The sequence below is a fragment of the Solibacillus sp. FSL H8-0538 genome (assembly GCF_038003525.1).
In the GTDB taxonomy this organism is placed as follows: Bacteria; Bacillota; Bacilli; order Bacillales_A; family Planococcaceae; genus JBBOPI01.
In genome coordinates this window covers 2,065,180-2,082,030 of the sequence record NZ_JBBOPI010000001.1, presented here as the reverse complement: position 1 = coordinate 2,082,030, position 16,851 = coordinate 2,065,180, and the positions used below count along the sequence as shown (strand labels likewise).

General features: G+C 37.2%; 14 protein-coding genes. 10 read left to right on the top strand and 4 right to left on the bottom strand.

Annotated elements, in window-relative coordinates; genetic code table 11:
* Window positions 1-234: 234 nt before the first annotated feature.
* Window positions 235-2,619 (top strand): polyprenyl synthetase family protein, encoded by a 2,385-nt coding sequence (locus MHH87_RS09820; protein WP_340749127.1) that lies wholly within the window; start codon window positions 235-237, stop codon window positions 2,617-2,619.
* A gap of 662 nt (window positions 2,620-3,281) precedes the next feature.
* On the opposite strand, the gene MHH87_RS09815 is transcribed toward MHH87_RS09820, so the two are convergent.
* A complete protein-coding gene (locus tag MHH87_RS09815; protein WP_340749126.1) occupies window positions 3,282-3,434 on the bottom strand; it encodes a BH0509 family protein in 153 nt (50 codons plus the stop codon).
* 235 nt (window positions 3,435-3,669) lie between these two features.
* Between MHH87_RS09815 and MHH87_RS09810 the strand changes: the two genes are divergently transcribed.
* From MHH87_RS09810 to MHH87_RS09800, 3 genes are all read left to right on the top strand, one after another.
* A complete protein-coding gene (locus tag MHH87_RS09810; protein ID WP_340749125.1) occupies window positions 3,670-3,930 on the top strand; it encodes an alpha/beta-type small acid-soluble spore protein in 261 nt (86 codons plus the stop codon).
* Window positions 3,931-4,902: 972 nt separating this feature from the next.
* Window positions 4,903-6,828, top strand: coding sequence for a DUF2075 domain-containing protein (locus tag MHH87_RS09805; RefSeq protein WP_340749124.1), 1,926 nt, complete (start codon window positions 4,903-4,905; stop codon window positions 6,826-6,828).
* 22 nt (window positions 6,829-6,850) lie between these two features.
* Window positions 6,851-7,192, top strand: coding sequence for an MFS transporter (locus MHH87_RS09800; protein ID WP_340750959.1), 342 nt, complete (start codon window positions 6,851-6,853; stop codon window positions 7,190-7,192).
* 328 nt (window positions 7,193-7,520) lie between these two features.
* Here MHH87_RS09800 and MHH87_RS09795 read toward each other — a convergent pair whose 3' ends face one another.
* From MHH87_RS09795 to MHH87_RS09785, 3 genes are read right to left on the bottom strand one after another with little or no spacing between them, the layout of a single operon-like run.
* Window positions 7,521-8,615: a Ger(x)C family spore germination protein gene (locus tag MHH87_RS09795; protein ID WP_340749123.1), complete on the bottom strand. Its 1,095-nt coding sequence runs from the start codon at window positions 8,613-8,615 to the stop codon at window positions 7,521-7,523.
* Window positions 8,590-9,732: a GerAB/ArcD/ProY family transporter gene (locus MHH87_RS09790; protein WP_340749122.1), complete on the bottom strand. Its 1,143-nt coding sequence runs from the start codon at window positions 9,730-9,732 to the stop codon at window positions 8,590-8,592. The genes MHH87_RS09795 and MHH87_RS09790 overlap by 26 nt, the downstream gene beginning before the upstream one ends.
* Before the next feature lie 4 nt (window positions 9,733-9,736).
* A complete protein-coding gene (locus MHH87_RS09785; RefSeq protein ID WP_340749121.1) occupies window positions 9,737-11,212 on the bottom strand; it encodes a spore germination protein in 1,476 nt (491 codons plus the stop codon).
* 561 nt (window positions 11,213-11,773) lie between these two features.
* Here MHH87_RS09785 and MHH87_RS09780 point away from each other — a divergent pair.
* The 6 genes from MHH87_RS09780 (at window position 11,774) to MHH87_RS09755 (ending at window position 16,842) form a co-directional block, all read left to right on the top strand.
* Window positions 11,774-12,010, top strand: a complete 237-nt coding sequence (locus MHH87_RS09780; protein ID WP_340749120.1) for a hypothetical protein — start codon at window positions 11,774-11,776, stop codon at window positions 12,008-12,010.
* A 320-nt stretch (window positions 12,011-12,330) separates the two neighbouring features.
* On the top strand, window positions 12,331-12,531 hold the full coding sequence (locus tag MHH87_RS09775) for a cold-shock protein (protein ID WP_340749119.1): 201 nt from the start codon (window positions 12,331-12,333) through the stop codon (window positions 12,529-12,531).
* Window positions 12,532-12,706: 175 nt separating this feature from the next.
* Window positions 12,707-13,414 (top strand): NAD-dependent deacylase, encoded by a 708-nt coding sequence (locus tag MHH87_RS09770; protein ID WP_340749118.1) that lies wholly within the window; start codon window positions 12,707-12,709, stop codon window positions 13,412-13,414.
* A 96-nt stretch (window positions 13,415-13,510) separates the two neighbouring features.
* Window positions 13,511-13,825 (top strand): pyrimidine/purine nucleoside phosphorylase, encoded by a 315-nt coding sequence (gene ppnP / locus MHH87_RS09765; protein ID WP_340749117.1) that lies wholly within the window; start codon window positions 13,511-13,513, stop codon window positions 13,823-13,825.
* Window positions 13,826-14,171: 346 nt separating this feature from the next.
* On the top strand, window positions 14,172-15,755 hold the full coding sequence (locus MHH87_RS09760) for an ABC transporter substrate-binding protein (protein ID WP_340749116.1): 1,584 nt from the start codon (window positions 14,172-14,174) through the stop codon (window positions 15,753-15,755).
* 136 nt (window positions 15,756-15,891) lie between these two features.
* On the top strand, window positions 15,892-16,842 hold the full coding sequence (locus MHH87_RS09755) for an ABC transporter permease (protein ID WP_340749115.1): 951 nt from the start codon (window positions 15,892-15,894) through the stop codon (window positions 16,840-16,842).
* Window positions 16,843-16,851 lie beyond the last annotated feature (9 nt).

Below are 16,851 nucleotides of genomic sequence, written 5' to 3'. Positions count from 1 at the left end.
GTGCTTTCGGGTGCAAAATAGGAATTTAGGGATTTAAAGAAGAATAGATTGTTAATCAGATAATTAATTGGTATGAGGATAATGACCATAAGTCGAGAAGTAGAAAACAAGTTAGAGAAAATGTCAGATGTTATAATTGGAAAATATTATATCTTTTAGATAGGATTCTAATATTGGTTCAGATTGTTTTTCAAAAAGGATAAAAGAGAACTTAAAGTGAAGGTGTGTTATCGAATGAATGAGGAGTTAATAATAAATGCCGATGAATGCTATCGGCAAGCTGAGCAGAAGGCTGCTCACTATTTTAATTCACTTTATGCGCAAGTCATGGAAAAGACTTATGTCTCAACCCTAACTGAAGATATACGATTGTGGAAACACAAACATATTCATTATCCTTCATTATTATCCTTGTTTTCGCGTGGAAAGGGCAAACCTGATTCTCAGGGATATCACAATTATATCCAATGGCTAAATTACACAGGCAAACTAGATAATTACCTAGATCGAAGCATTTCCTATATATTTATGCGAGATTTTGGCAAAGCCCTTGACTCACCCGAAACATTGAAAAGGATTTGCCGTGTAGTTGATAGTTTGAAAAATCACCTAATACATTCTACCGCAACAAATCAAGGAGACAAAGACGAGACGTTTAGCATGGTCGAGTTGTACCGGATTGCCCAGAAGGAAGGTGTGGAATCGAGCCTAATCTGGGTGATAAACAAACTAAAGACTGTATCCTCCAACATTCCAAAGGAGATGGATGTTGAGCAAGCCCAGAGAAAACTCATTAAAATAATTGCTGGAATTATCATGCAAGAGGTTGAAGAAATGGAGGATGAAACATCTCCTGAAGAACGTACTCGGAGACTTGATAAAGCTATTAGGCTTGGCTATTCCTATGGTCTAACCTATCCATTTATTGATGATCTTCTAGATGCGAAAATTTTATCCGATAGAGAGGAGAAACAATACACCGATTTAATACGTACAACACTTATCACAGGATCTGTTCCCGAATTGGGAGAGTGGACTGGAATTAACGTGGGCTTGATCAGATATATTCATTCGGAACTCCGCGATGCCTTTGTGTATATTAAGGAACATCAGCGACGAGAGACAAAAAATAATTTTTTAGAGCAATCCTATGTGTTTTTTAATTCCCAGGAAGTGGACCGTGTAAAGGATTTATCTAATGCAAATTACACCAATGAAGAGCTTTATATTCCTGTCATTTTAAAATCCTCTTCTTCAAGATTAATTGTCCGTTCAGTAATTGGTGCTCCAGAGGATAAGGAATTGAACAACCGAACTTTCTTTTATGGCATTTACAATCAACTGGCTGATGATTTTGCAGATATGTTTGATGACATGAGGGATGGTGCGGTAACACCCTATACCTATTATTTAAAATATCACGATAAACGTTTGGATCTAATAAACCCCTTTGAATTGTACTGGACGGTTATCTCCAATTTGATTCATAACGTGTATAACTCAGACATTAAGACTCGTGAGGTAATTTTGGATCGGGCTATAAACGGACTGAAACGATTTAAAGAACGAGTGGGTAATGAAAAATACAACGAAGTTATGGGCATATTTGCTTCAGGAAATCGTAAATTTAATAGACTTATCCAAGACATGGTTCGAAATGCAGATGATGTAGATTTCTTTGATAAACTGCTTCGTGACCATATGATTACCATTTTGAAAATTGAACGGAAAGAACAGGAAGACTTTATAAATACAATTAAAACATTACGCCTTCAGATCAACAACATATTAAATAACCCTAAAATGGAGAATATGACTTTGATGGAAGTGCCGATAATTGATGCTGCAAATTACAGTCTAGAAGGTGATGGAAAGCGATTGAGGCCGATAGTCACTTGGTTCATTGGCGTAAAAGCGTATGGATTAAATGAATCGGCAATCGAGCCACTTTTGAGATCATTGGAATATATGCATACAGCATCTCTAATTTTTGATGATCTACCGTCCCAGGATAATTCATCCACTCGTAGGGGACGTCCAACTCTCCATGAGGTGTACAACATTGCCATATCTGAGATAACTGGTCTTTTTCTAACTCAAAAGGCTATTGAAGAACAAACATCTCTTGATCAGTTCGATTCGAAGACTGTTCTTAAGCTAATAAAATACTCGGCCCAAACAACAGCAAATATGTGTATAGGGCAAGCGATGGACTTGGATTCTAAAGGGAGACAACTGACACTGGAACAATTAAATATGATGTGCTTTTATAAAACAGGCATAGGCTTCGAAGCTTCACTTATAATGCCAGCAATTCTCGCCCAAGCAAATGAAGTAGAAATGGAAGTTTTGAAAAAATTTGCCCGTCATGCAGGCATTGCGTTTCAGATTAAGGATGACTTGCTTGATGTTGAGGGAGATACAACCTTACTTGGAAAACCCATAGGCAAGGATGCGGAAAACAATAACTCAACCTTCGTATCAATATTGGGTCAGGAAGGTGCCAAAAAGGAGATGTGGGAAAATTACTGTACTGCAATGGAAGCATTGCAAGAGATGCCACGTAATACTACTTTCCTAAAGCATTTTTTGAATTATATTATAAACCGAGACCATTAAGAAGTCGTTATAATAAAGTTTCGTATAGAATATCAAGAGCTTCTTAAAGGTATTTATTAATTAGCTAAAACCAAAATGGCTGAGCCTTCTGTGTGATTATATTGAGTTGATAGATATATCGAAAAAACAACTCCATTCTTTTTGCTGCGTGGAGGGCTTACGGGTGCTAGTTGAATAAAAAACTAGTATAAGGACTGTGGCATTCTTATCGCTGAATGGTTAGAAGGGGATGTGCTTTTTAAATAATAGTTTATCTGTCTAGGTACCACATGTGAAGCGGTGGTGTGATTGCAATTAGAATAGTGAGTAATTTAGAACAGATTTCTTTGTTGGGGTTTGTTCTTTTTTCCTTTGTATAGTAGTACCAAAACAAAAAATACCCGGAATTAAATTCCGGGTTTGATTACCACTTACTTATATTCCTTCATGACAAACTGCCTCACTACTGCATGGAATCTTAAGATTTACTTAAGAAAACTGTACATTAGCTTTATTCAGTTTTGATGGTCCTTCAGAGATAACGATCATTCGCACTCATCGGGTTAACCCTCCTAGTCATTGAATTTGAAGTGAAATCCTTAATAGTATTAAATATTTTTATTTTTCCATACGCATTTTTTTTTGTGAATTCAGCGTTTATTTTTTGCTATTTGGGTTCTTTTCTAGAAATCACATTCCATTAATGTTCTAGTATAGGCGAATTCGTATGTGCTTTCTAACATAGAATCACTCAAATTTTTCAACTGATTTAGATCTGATCCAAAATACATAACTAAAAAATGAACCATATTTTGACGCTCTTGTTCTGAAATCATTTAAAATCCCTCCCTTTTGATATATAACAATTAATTTATTTTTTTCTATTATATAACAGATAGATGAATAAAGCTGCTGTTTTTACCTAAACTTTAAAAATATTCTGATTTTAAAAACTGGTTTACTTTTGAAATCAGTTTGAACACTAATTACATAAATGATGAATGACTTACATTATCTACTTAACATTTTTATGCTTTTACTGGTTACGCTAAAAAGTAAGGGAGGGATTCGATGGGAAGGAAAAGTCGAAATAAAATTCTTGTACCTGAAGCAAGACAGGCGCTTAATGCATTAAAAGTGGAAATCATCGGTACAAATAAACCTGAAGATGCAAAATTTGAAGTAGCAAAAGGATTAGGTATTCCTCTGGAAGATGGATATAACGGACAACTTACTTCATTTCATGCAGGCAAAATAGGTGGGAAAATCGGGGGGAGTATGGTTAAGGAGCTAGTAAAAATAGCACAAGAAAACATGAAGAACGGTCAGTAATCATAGATTTAGGAGTGCATAGAGCCCTTTTTAAGCAAAATGGATTTACACATTGCAAAGTAGTCATGCGATTGGCAAATTATATTGAGTCAATAATGGAGAGAGATAGAAAGATGCAGGACGACATTTGGTTGAACAAGTAAAATCATTTATGAACGGATTCATGACTATGGATGTGTTCTTTTATTATGTAGTATTCTAAAAAACGTTTGTTGATGGGAATACACCTAAGATGAATGAATATGTTCTTTTTTGAAAATGCTTTAATACTAATTCGATGCGGACGCGTTAATAACCAAGGGGAATTCAGGTGAATGTAGATTAAATTCATAGACACATTTTGGTTAACGGGTATTATAAAAACCGAGATAGGACGTGTCTGTTTTATGAGCCAAAAACGATACAATAAAGAAATTAAAAAAACTGTAGCTAGCCAATTACTTAAACTCATCGACATCTCATGTGTTGCCACATACACTCCACACAGGTGGTGTGTGTAACTAGTTGTTAACATTTTGCTAACGCAATTCAGTGGGAAACGATAATACCTTATTAAAAATTTTATACCTCTGATTTTTACAAACCTTGATATCTCGCACTTTTGGAACACATCGTTAAAGATATTGTACACTTTCGCTTTATGAGCAGTATGATGTAATTAGCGAAAAAATTTATGCTTGAGGCAAGACACTATTAAAGAAAGAGAAATATGTACTTTCGAGATTTACATTGCCAAATCATTTAAAAAAATTTTACACACGCCACTAAAACCCTTGTAAATTCAGTATTTACAAGGGTTTTTATGTCCTGAATACTGGTATTCTTAGAACAAATCAAAATCATTTTAATACAAATTGAAATACTCGCAAATGTTGATATAACGGCATTTGTGGGTATTTTCCATTTTAATTCTGTTATGATTAGATAAATGAGCATTTAACGTAGGAATATTAATGAAAGGATGTGATACTTGTGATCATTTACGAATCAACAAAAACCGAGTTTATATCTGACGTAACCAATGAATTGTTAGTAGAGCGTTTGTATTCCTCGTATCAGGAGAAGATTGGCCGGACGTCGAAGCAGGAGATTTTGTCGTGGGAAAATTCGTTGCAGCGTATGTCGAATGTGATGCAGGATCAGGATATTCCGAGTGATGCGGCAGTGGCGATTGAGTTTAAGATTCCGAATACGTCAAAGCGAGTAGATTTTATTGTGGCGGGCAATGATGGAACGCAGGATCATGTTGTTATTGTGGAGCTAAAGCAGTGGACGGAAGTAGAAAAAGTTAGCGGCAAAGATGCGCTGGTGCGGACTGCGCTAGGACGTGGTTTGCGTGAGGTCACGCATCCATCGTATCAGGCTTGGTCATATGCAGCGCTAATAGAGGATTTCAATGAAAACGTACAAGATAAACATATTAGATTAAATCCCTGCGCCTATTTACATAATTACCGTAAGACGGAGGAAGATCCGTTAACGGATGCAATATATGCTGAGCATTTAGAGAAGGCACCTGTATTTACAAAAGGTGAAATTCAGCGATTACGTGATTTTATTAAAAAATATATTCGTAAGGGCGATCAAAATCAGCTTATTTTTCAAATTGAAAATGGGCGCATTAGACCGTCGAAATCACTTCAAGATTACTTAAGCAATATGCTACAGGGTAATGAGGAATTCATCATGATTGATGAGCAAAAGGTGTTTTACGAGGATGCACTCTATTTGGCTTTGGATTGTGTGCAGAATCATAAGAAGCAAGTGATGGTTATTGAAGGTGGACCGGGTACAGGTAAGTCCGTGATGGCGATAAATTTGCTTGTGAATCTTATTAATCAAGGGCTAATGACTCTCTATGTGTCTAAAAATTCTGCACCTCGTGATGTGTATGCGACAAAACTAAAGGGCACATTCCGCAAAACGCATATCGATAATTTGTTCAAGGGGTCAGGAAGCTTTACTGAAGCCGAGCTGAACGAAATAGATGTCATTATTATAGATGAAGCGCACCGTCTAAATGAAAAGTCCGGTATGTTCAAAAATAAAGGCGAAAATCAGGTGAAGGAGCTTATTAAGGCGGCGAAGTTTAGCCTGTTCTTCATTGATGAAAATCAAAAGGTGACGCTAAGTGATATTGGTAGCGTTGATGTGATCAAACAGTATGCGAAAGAATTTCAAGCAGAGGTCATTTCAGGGCAATTGACTTCTCAGTTCAGATGCGACGGCTCAGATGCCTATATTGCATGGCTTGACGATGTTCTTGAAATTCGTGAAACAGCTAATACACATGATTATGGAATGGAATATGATGTGCGTGTATTTGATAATCCGAATGAGTTGCTAAAAGAAATTGAACAGCTCAATAATAGTAACAATAAATCGCGCATTATGGCAGGCTATTGCTGGGAATGGCCAAAAGAAGGGCGCACTGATGCAAATCATTTTGATATCTCGATCCCTGAACAAGATTTCAGTATCAGCTGGAACATTCACAACACATGGGCGATCGAAAATAATTCGGTTCGAGAGGCGGGCTGTATTCACACGGCTCAAGGACTTGAGTTTGACTATGTTGGCGTGATTATCGGTGACGATTTACGCTATGAAAATGGACAAGTCATCACAGACCACACAAAACGAGCTAAAACCGACCAATCCCTCAAAGGTATCAAGAAGATGATGAAGGAAAATCCTAAAGAAGCGATGCGCCAAGCTGATCCGATCATTCGTAACACATACCGGACCCTCATGACACGTGGGCAAAAAGGTTGCTTTATCTTCTGTACAGATCCTGAGCTGCAACAGTATATTAAAATGAGACTGCAAAAAGCAATGAAGTACGGAGAAGTGCAACCTTGGCTGACACAAGTAGCGGAGGAGCGGGAGGGGTACTAAAGAACTCCTCGCAATATAAAATATCCAAAACAACCGAAGACGCAAATGCCTTTTTCAACCTACATCTATGGTTTATATGACTAAACTAATACCTGAAAAAGATCGGCAACGCTTTAATGCACTGCGAAGTTTTATCAACTCGTGTGGTTCACTAATAGGTCCCGCCATTGCTGGGATTTTATTTTGGTTGGGTACTCCTTATACTGCCATCCATGTGAATGTAGTGGCTTTATTATTTTCGGCACTTATTATAATGATGCTACCTAATGTTGATTCAAAACTCAAAGAGACAGAGGGGCAAAGATTTACTTGGGATATGATAAAAAATGATTTGTTGACGCATATTGCTCTTTTCCTAGAGTAGATATTGTTCATCTTTCCTACCGCGCTTCGCTTTCTCTCCTCTACAGGACAACTAGTAGCTATGATGTATACATATAGGTATTTGACGTGACTTATTTAATCGTCATTTCTTTCAACTCTGCCGAATTTAAAATACTTGCAGTAAAAGAGAATCTTATAGTTGAAGGTCCTTCTCAAATCTTTACCGAAAATGATTTTTCATTTATTATATTTTCTATTGGGTTTTACGGTGGGATTTAAATCGCTTTTTTTATTCTCTAATAAGCAATCTTTAGTTTTATAAAAAGACTTTACCATACACGTGAGTGCGTTTTTTGCTTTTATTGTAATTAACTTTTTGCGTTTGAATCCGTCAAAGGCTCAATATTAAACTGATAATCAATCTTAATGTCCATCTTCTCGAAAAGTCCAATCCATTTTTTTTCATCCATTGGTTTTGAGAATGGTTTTAATGTATGGATGCCTAGCTGTAATGGATCCACATTCAATTCTTGCATCTTTTTTACTAGTTCTTGAGTTTGTTTTTCAAGATTGGATTGGATATTTTTTTTCAAATCTTCTAAATCCTTTGGGTCAAATAATTGCTTTTCTCCCCGGTATTCTTCAATTCTTGAGTCTATATTCACTGTATAGGTCATTGTAGACAAGCTTTTATTGATATCCACTTTCGTTTTAGACCTAACATGACCTAAAACAACTTTTAGTTCTGGGATCGGTAAAACTGCTAAGTAGTGATCGTTGTTTAACAGCTGGAAGATACGATCATCAAAAGTTGTTATTATTTCAACTAGTTTATCATTTTGAAACAGGGCTGTACCTTCATAGCTGATTGCGTCATTTTCTATATTGAATACAGGTAAGAAAGGATCTGAATAAGGAGTATATAACCAATTTTTAAATTCATGTAGATTAACGACACTTAATTCTCCCTGATTTTTTTCCTCATAGTGCTTCAGCATTCGGTAAAAAGAGTAATCAAGATTTTCTTGTTTGTCCAATTGATTTTCCAAGTATTCTTCAAAATTTCCTTTTACGATAACTAAATACATCCTCAAAGAAATATCCGGATCAGTCAAGAACACATTAATAATGGACATAATCCCCTCTTTTCCGAGGTCTTCATTAATTATCAGCATTCGCATTTGCCCAGATTTCATTTCCTGGTAGAAGTTTAAATTAAAATTCCTTAATCCCTCCTTTATTAAGCTTACTTCTTGCGTCATTACACTCTTTTTTTCTTTGCTTAGGGAAGGCAAAATAGTACTGATTTTTATTTTACCTTCATCCCCTTTACTAAGTGATAAAAATGTGACTGGAGTAAGCTCTTCAATAATGTTATTTTCAGTAAAAGGGGCACATCCAGTTAACCATAATGCCATAAATATGATTGACAATTTTTTAGCCATCTTCTTTCGTAGTCTCATGTTTATTAAACCCCTTTATCTTCATCACTACGATAATAATAATTGGAACCACTAAGTAACTTAAGCTTCCTGCTAAAATTTGAAGATTAAGTAAAATAACCTGCTTTTCATCTGACTTCCAAATCCATTCATTCACAAGAATCATTCCAATTAAAATAATGAATACACTGAATAAAAAGCCTACTCGACTCGGTGGTCTCTCCATTTTCCCAGTAGCTATTTTAGATGCTCCATAAAACAGCAGTAGAAAAATTGAAACCGCAAAGACGATGTTAAATAATTCCAAAGAAAGCATGACCATATCAATACGTTCAATTACTGGATTTTGAAAATAACGGGCCATAGTGACAATTGGGAATTGACTTTTACTTAAATAATTGGAACCGAAATAGAATAAGGACGCCATATATAAGGATACATACTCTATAACGGTTAGAGCATTGCCATAAGACAAATAGCGAAATGTCTTATTATTTGTTTTAAACCACGGTCCCAAAAATACCAGAAATTCAGGCCCTGAAAATGAAGATAAAATTAAAAATATTCCTTTCCAGGAATTCCAGCTTAATTCCATTGGAATAATCGGATACAAATCACTGAGTTGCGCTATTGGAGGAAAGAAGAAAAAAGCAAAGAATAAGAACATCCAAAATGTACACAAAAATGAAATCACGACAAAACGTATAGTTTTTTCAACGCCCTTCCATGCTACATACAAACAAGACAACAGAATAAAAAAGATAAGCCAATTTGAATCTGTAGCTGGAAACATAAATATTTGAACCATTTCTGAGAATCCTAACACAATCACGAAAAGTTTAAGCAGGATAAAGAACAACCCGATGAATGAGAGGAGACGTACAAGTTTTTTTCCGAATAATTGGACAAATCCGTTGTATCCTTCGCTAGAAAACCGGGTTAAAAACCATTTGGATAAAAGAAGAATGTTTAGTTGAGACAATATGCCGACCGCTATAATCACCCAAATCATATATGAATGGATCAAAAATCTTGGCATAATCAAAAAAAAGTAAAGCATTTGGAGGCGATTTACCATCAACATGACATAGAACCCATTATAGGTTTCATTCTTATTAAATAATTGAAGGGCTTCCATCAGTTCATCTCCTAGTTTGATATCTCTTCATCTTCAGCGGTTTAAGATGTTCTGGACGCTCCTTCATTTTGACTAAAGGCCCTCGAATGAATAGGTCAAGCCAATCTTTTCCGTAGAAAGGGGCAACAGGGGATAAATATGGCTGCTTGAGTGAAGACAAGCTATTAAGGTGGGCTAAAATGATAATCATTGCCAGAATAATCCCTACTATCCCAAGAAACGAAGAAAATACAAGAAGAATGAATTGAATCAATGAATTCGCCTTTGTCACAAGGTAATTAGGAACAAGAAAGGATCCGATAGTTGAAATCCCTATCATGACAATTAACACCTTACTTGCCAAACCAGCCTCAACTGCTGCTTGACCAATTACAATGCCCCCAATAACCCCAAGTGTTTGACCGGTCTTTGTTGGCATCCTTAAACTTGCTTCTTTTATAATTTCAATAAAAATCAACATGATAAATGCTTCCCAAAAAGGAGTGAACGGAAGCTTGCTCCTTGACTCCACCAGGACGAAAAGTGTTTGTAAAGGAATCATTTGATAGTGATGAGTTGTTAATGCCACGTAGAATGGTATCAATGTGATAGACAGAATAAAACTTACATATCGGATGATGCGCAAAAAACTGGCAACTACCCATCGATTAATATTATCCTCTGGTGATTGGAACAAATGAAAAATAGTAATTGGGGCAACGAGAGCAAAAGGCGTATTATCTACCAAAATCGTAATTTTTCCTAATCCCAAAGAATAAGCAACAACATCAGGTCGGTCAGTTTGCTGAAACTGAGGAAAAATACTGTCATGATGTTCCTCCATGAATGCCGCTACTTGAGAAGAATCAAAGAAGAGATCATAATTAATTTCCGAAATCTTCTTTTTGGCGGTTGAAACAAATTCTGGATTGGTCAGCCCTTCTATGTATAATAAGACCACATTTGTCTCACTTAAAGAACCAACGGTGAACTTCTCTGTTTTCAGATCATGTGTTGGAAGACGTCTACGAATGAGCGTAATATTTTGTTCTAGCTGTTCACTGAAGCTGTCTTTTGTTCCTAAAAGGATGGTTTCAGTATCGGATGGTTCAATTGCACGTCCAAGTGGATTTTCTAAAGGGATAGCGAACCAAAGGTTTGACGAAGAGTCAAATAACAAGACTGCTCCTTTAAACAGCTGCTTTTTTGCTTCTTTAAAAGTGGAAATAGAGTTTATTGTTGAGTGAACATTGCATTCCTGAATGGATTGTTTGGAACAGTTAGATAAAGGTTTTACAATGCTTTCATTTAATCTTTCTTGGTCAATAAGGGTTCTTACGTAGATAAGATCAACATTTCGATTTTCAGAAATGTTGATTTCCACAAATTCCGCATCATCCATTTGAACGAGGGCTTTTTTTAGAGCTTCTATTGATAATTCTGATTCTGCGTTTGATTGAGAATCATGCTTATTTTCATTTGATTGTTTTTTCCAAAACATGTACATCCCTCACCTCTATATGTAAAAAAGCATTTTTGGAAGAACGGTAAAACTCCATATTAATTCCATTGTTAGCTTTTTAAGTTTAAAATATACGAAACTAAATTAATAAGATGCAGAGGCACACCCTTAACCACTCAAGAAATCAAAGGCGATCCATAAAACAAATGGAAGGACAAAATTTACATTTGCTCACTATCTAAAGCAGGATTCACTCCCTTACATACCCATAATTTTGAAGAAGAATGAGTGTTTTAGCATCTAAAAGGATAATCGCATAAAAAACGGTCATCTCTAAAATTCAAATTGCTCAATCTTTTTTTAAGTAAAGTTATATTATTGACGGAATTTTTTTAACAAAATGTGCGGATTGACCAATTCTAGATACAACTTATCCGTAAATATGTGTCATGGGCGCTTAATTTCAAATAAGTCGTATATCAATTATGGCTATTTGAACAAATGGCCATAATAAATTTAATAAAAATTAATTAAACGTAATTATTTCGGCCCTCCATACGAGACAGAGAACCCGAAAAAAATATAGTAAGGAGCGAGATCATGAGTTTCTTTAAAAAGCTTAAAAAAAAGATTGCTAAGACAATAAAAGAAAATAATTTAGTAAAGGCGCATACAACATACCGCGAACAGTCGGGGAATTCGCTTGGTAAAATTTTTACGAATAAGGGCGTCTGTGGTGAGTACTTTTCGTTTTTGGCGCTTCGTTCTTTACCAGATGATCAGCGTGGGCTATATAATGTATATATTCCAAAGGCAGATCATCGCAGTCCTTCCTAAAAAGTCGGTTAGGTAGCATTACAAGTAATTTACGTTGAAGTACATATTATCTCGCCATGCTCATCCACAATCCGCTCACCCCAATTAGAAAGAAAAGCCGATGTTCACAAGGTACTCAAAAAAAATCCCGAAATTATGTTTGACAAATTGGTTAAGCTGTTATACTATAAGGGTAATAATTATATTCCTTCAATAGGAAAAATTGAATTCACCTATTACAAAGAGTAATCGTGTTTGTTCGGTACTTTTTGTAATAAGTGAATTTTTTTGATCCCTTGAAAAAACGAGTATTTTTAAATTTATTATTGGAGGTCATTCAAATGACACAAGGTACAGTAAAATGGTTTAACGCAGAAAAAGGTTTCGGTTTCATCGAAGTAGAAGGCGGAAACGACGTATTCGCTCACTTCTCAGCTATCCAAGGTGACGGTTTCAAATCACTTGACGAAGGTCAAAAAGTTGAATTCTCAGTAGAAGAAGGCAACCGTGGACCACAAGCAACAAACATCGTAAAACTTTAATTCTTCGGAATTTGTTTAAAGACCTGAATCCGGTTTAATACCGGACTCAGGTCTTTTTTTGTTTAAACAATTACTACTTTAGGTGAGATATATCTTTTTAATTGTGTTAGCGTGTTAGATGGTGGAAAATATTAGGTATGAAATAGTCACCCATTTACGTGAAGGAGTGAGACCGATGTCAATATCTACATTAAAGGACTGGCTTTTAGCATCAACTAATACCGTTGTACTAACGGGGGCCGGGATGTCAACTGAAAGCGGGGTGCCGGATTTTCGTTCTGAGTCGGGCTGGTGGCGTAATATTGATCCGCGCACAGTAGCGTGTGTTGACGCACTGGAGCATAATTACCCGTTATTCCGTGAGTTTTATCAAATGCGGATAAAGGCACTGGCTAATTGCAAGCCACATGCAGGGCATGATATTCTTGCTAACTGGGAGCTTCGTGGGCTTGTAGCGCTTGTAGCTACGCAAAATGTGGACCGCTTCCATCAACTAGCAGGTAGTGAACAGGTGGAAGAGCTACATGGCAATATTCAAACAGTACGTTGTCGTGAATGCGGCAAGCCGGGTCAGCTAGGTGGATTTTTAGCGGATGCGTGTTGTACGTATTGTAGTGGTCCACTTCGTCCAAATGTTGTGCTATTTGGCGAGACGTTGCCTGAAAGGGCGTGGACAAATTCACTGCGGGCAATTCAGCAGGCTGATTTAGTTATTGTCATCGGTACGAGCTTAGAAGTATATCCGGTCAACCAGCTACCAGCCATGACGCGCGGCAAGCTAGTGTATATTAACTTAGACGTTGCACAGCATGCACATGATTTTGACCTCGTCATCCAAGGGAAAGTAGGGGATGTATTGGCTGAGGTGGATGGATTGTTATAACATCCCTATTTAGCATTAATCTCATCTAAAAATAGTCTGAATTTTCATTTCGTAAATATGCTATAGTGAATTAATTAAGCAAAAAGGATGGGAATTATGACACAATTAGTAAACGTAACATTAGACAAGCAAGCAAATATTTACTTCGACGGGAAAGTGACGAGCCGAACTGCCATTTTACCGGATGGCACGAAAAAAACATTAGGCATTATGTTGCCAGGGGAATATGAATTTTCAACAGCACTTAAGGAAGAAATGGCAATTACAGCAGGGCATCTCTCATATAAACTAACAGATGGCGAGTGGCAAACAATCGAAGGCAGCGGCATTTTTTACGTGCCGGCGAATGATAAGTTCCAACTAAAAGTGCATGCGGTAACGGATTACTGCTGCTCATATCTAGAAGAATAATTTAGGAAGAGGGTTGTACCGACTGCATGCGGTAGAGCTCTTTTTTAGTGGATATGAAAGTATAACTTTTTAGTAATGTCTAGTCATTCGTACCGCACGCTCGAAGTCGCAATCTGCCCTCAAGTGGTGGAGCGTTTACGTTCACTTCGGGCTCTCAAGCAGCGTGCCCGCGTGTAAACGGGCACGAATAGGCATTTCGAATACGTTTTACAAAAATTACAAAAAGATTATTAAGATTTTGTTGACAATCATTATGAATTTAACATATTATTAATTCATATTAAAACATAGTAAACTGATATGTTTTTAAGATAAGCTAATAATTACAAGAAAAGGGAGTTCGATTATGAAGTTAAGAAAATGGCAATTACCACTTGCAGCATTACTATTATCAACGGCATTAGTTGCATGTGGCGACAAAGATTCATCTTCTACTAGCACAAATGAAACATCGCAAGCAGATCAAGCAGTAGAATACCGTGACACACTAAACATTGCATTAACTGCACAACCACCAACACTGGATTCAGCGCAAACTGTATCAGCTGTTGCTCTTGATATCGCTGGGAATATTTATCAACAATTATTCCAACTGGATAAAAACTATGAACCACAGCCAGTATTAGCTGAGTCTTATGAAGTGAGCGAAGATGGCAAAACCTACACAATCAAATTACGTGAAGGCGTTAAATTCCATAACGGCAACGAAATGACTGCAGCGGACGTTGTTGCATCAATGAATCGTTGGTTAGTCACTTCGTCTCGTGCAAAAGCACTTTTAGAAGGCGCAAACTTTACAGAAGTTGATCCATATACAGTTGAATTAACAACGAAAACAGCTACTTCAGATGTATTAATTTTGATGGCTTCTCAAGCACAATTCCCAGCAATTATGCCTAAAGAAATTGTTGAATCAGCTACTGCAGAAGGGTTCTCTGAGTATATCGGAACAGGTGCTTATAAATTCCAAGAGTGGAAGCAAGATCAGTATATCCATTTAGTACGTAACGCTGATTACGTATCACTTGAAGGCGATGCAAGCGGCTTTACGGGTGAAATTACAGCACCAACAGAAAATCTTTACTATCATTTCGTAACAGATCACTCTACGCGTATTGCGGGTGTTCAAACTGGTGAGTATGATATCGCGGATAGTATTCCAATCGAAAACTATGACCAATTAGCGTCGGATCCAAATGTCGAACTTCAAACATTCCCAGGTGGTACGTTAACAGCTTTCTTCAATACAAATGAAGGTGTGTTAGCAAATGAAGAAATTCGTCAAGCCGTACTAGCAGCGTTTAACAACGAAGAAATTATGTTAGCAAGCTTTGCAAAACCAGAGCTTTATGCATTAGCACCAGGTTATTTAAACCAAAACCAAACACAGTGGTCAACAGAAGCGGGCGCTGAGTACTATAACCAAGCAGATGCAGAAAAAGCAAAAAAATTACTTGCTGAAGCGGGTTATAACGGTGAAGAAATTACATTATTAACAACAAAAGATTATAACGAGATGTACACAGCTACATTAGTAATCCAAGAACAATTACGCCAAATCGGCATGAATGTTAAAGTTGAAACTTTCGACTTCCCAACGTGGTTAGAAACGAAAAATGACCGATCTACTTGGGATATTTTCGTAGCGAGCACAGGTTACCAAATTACACCTGCACAATTATTAGCAGTAACACCTGACTGGGCTGGACTTGATAACGAAACAATTAAGGCTGGTTTAGCGGCAGCGCGTGCAGCTTCAACTCCTGAAGAAGCAAAAGCAGAGTGGGAAAAAGTACAAACGTATATGTATGAGTATGCATCATCAACAGTCATCGGCCACTATAACGGTGTTGTTGCAATTAATAAAGATTTAGAAGGCTTTGAGCTATTTGAAGCACCAGTTGTATGGAATGCAAAATTAGCTAAATAATAGCGGTCCTGTTCTTTTAACTAGGCCTTTGCCGCAAAAAGAGGTTGTCTCTTGAAGACAACCTCTTTATCCATTTCCAATTACTTTCTAGCAAGTTATACTATTTTTACCACTATTTATTTAAGGGGAATTGTCAATGTTTGCTTATATTTTTAAACGACTTTTATCGATTATTCCCGTTCTTTTCGTTGTGTCGATCGTTATTTTCCTCATTATTCATATTACACCAGGGGATCCTGCTGCTACGATATTAGGGATGGAGGCGACACAGGAGCAAATTGAGGCGCTCAATGAAGAGCTAGGGTTTAATCGACCAATTCACGAACAATATATTAGTTGGGTAGCAGGGTTACTGCAAGGCGACCTTGGCAACTCACTCTTTATGAAAATGCCGGTCACAGAGGCGATTGCCGAGCATGTTGGACCAACTTTTTCACTAGCGGTGATCGCACAAGTAATTGCCTTAGTGTTAGCAATTCCGTTCGGGATTATTGCCTCCTATAAACGCGGCTCCGCGACAGACGCTACATTAATGGGCATGTCATTATTTGGGATGGCCGTACCCAGCTTCTTACTTGGTTTATTGTTAATGCTTGTCGTCGGGGTGAAGCTGCAATGGTTACCCGTTGCCGGATATGCACCGCTAGAGGACGGTTTATGGGAGCATGTCAAATATTTAATTTTACCGGCGATTTCACTTGGCACCATTCAAGCCGCACTTATTACACGGATGACCCGTTCTTCAATGTTGGATGTGCTCAATTTAAACTATATTAAAACAGCACGTGCAAAAGGCATGAAGGAATGGAATGTGCTAATGAAGCATGCGTTCCGAAATGCTTTTTTACCGATTTTGACAGTCATTGGTCAAACATTTGGGACATTGGTGACAGGGGCGGTTGTCGTAGAAACGATTTTTAATATACCAGGACTTGGCCAGCTCATTATGAACTCGATTGTGCGCCGTGATTTTGTGGTTATTCAAGGGGTCGTTCTCGCGGTAACATTTATGTATGTCATGATTAATTTACTAATCGATTTACTGTACGGCGTTGTTGATCCGCGCGTACGACTGGATCGCAAGTAGGAGGGGTAA

Excerpts from the sequence above, each read along its gene's own strand:
- ppnP (WP_340749117.1), top strand. The coding sequence starts at position 13,511 with ATGACACAATTAGTAAACGTAACATTAGACAAGCAAGCAAATATTTAC.
- MHH87_RS09755 (WP_340749115.1), top strand. The coding sequence starts at position 15,892 with ATGTTTGCTTATATTTTTAAACGACTTTTATCGATTATTCCCGTTCTT.
- MHH87_RS09815 (WP_340749126.1), bottom strand. The coding sequence starts at position 3,434 with ATGATTTCAGAACAAGAGCGTCAAAATATGGTTCATTTTTTAGTTATG.
- MHH87_RS09810 (WP_340749125.1), top strand. The coding sequence starts at position 3,670 with ATGGGAAGGAAAAGTCGAAATAAAATTCTTGTACCTGAAGCAAGACAG.
- MHH87_RS09775 (WP_340749119.1), top strand. The coding sequence starts at position 12,331 with ATGACACAAGGTACAGTAAAATGGTTTAACGCAGAAAAAGGTTTCGGT.
- MHH87_RS09795 (WP_340749123.1), bottom strand. The coding sequence starts at position 8,615 with ATGAGACTACGAAAGAAGATGGCTAAAAAATTGTCAATCATATTTATG.
- MHH87_RS09770 (WP_340749118.1), top strand. The coding sequence starts at position 12,707 with ATGTCAATATCTACATTAAAGGACTGGCTTTTAGCATCAACTAATACC.
- MHH87_RS09780 (WP_340749120.1), top strand. The coding sequence starts at position 11,774 with ATGAGTTTCTTTAAAAAGCTTAAAAAAAAGATTGCTAAGACAATAAAA.
- MHH87_RS09760 (WP_340749116.1), top strand. The coding sequence starts at position 14,172 with ATGAAGTTAAGAAAATGGCAATTACCACTTGCAGCATTACTATTATCA.
- MHH87_RS09820 (WP_340749127.1), top strand. The coding sequence starts at position 235 with ATGAATGAGGAGTTAATAATAAATGCCGATGAATGCTATCGGCAAGCT.
- MHH87_RS09785 (WP_340749121.1), bottom strand. The coding sequence starts at position 11,212 with ATGTTTTGGAAAAAACAATCAAATGAAAATAAGCATGATTCTCAATCA.
- MHH87_RS09790 (WP_340749122.1), bottom strand. The coding sequence starts at position 9,732 with ATGGAAGCCCTTCAATTATTTAATAAGAATGAAACCTATAATGGGTTC.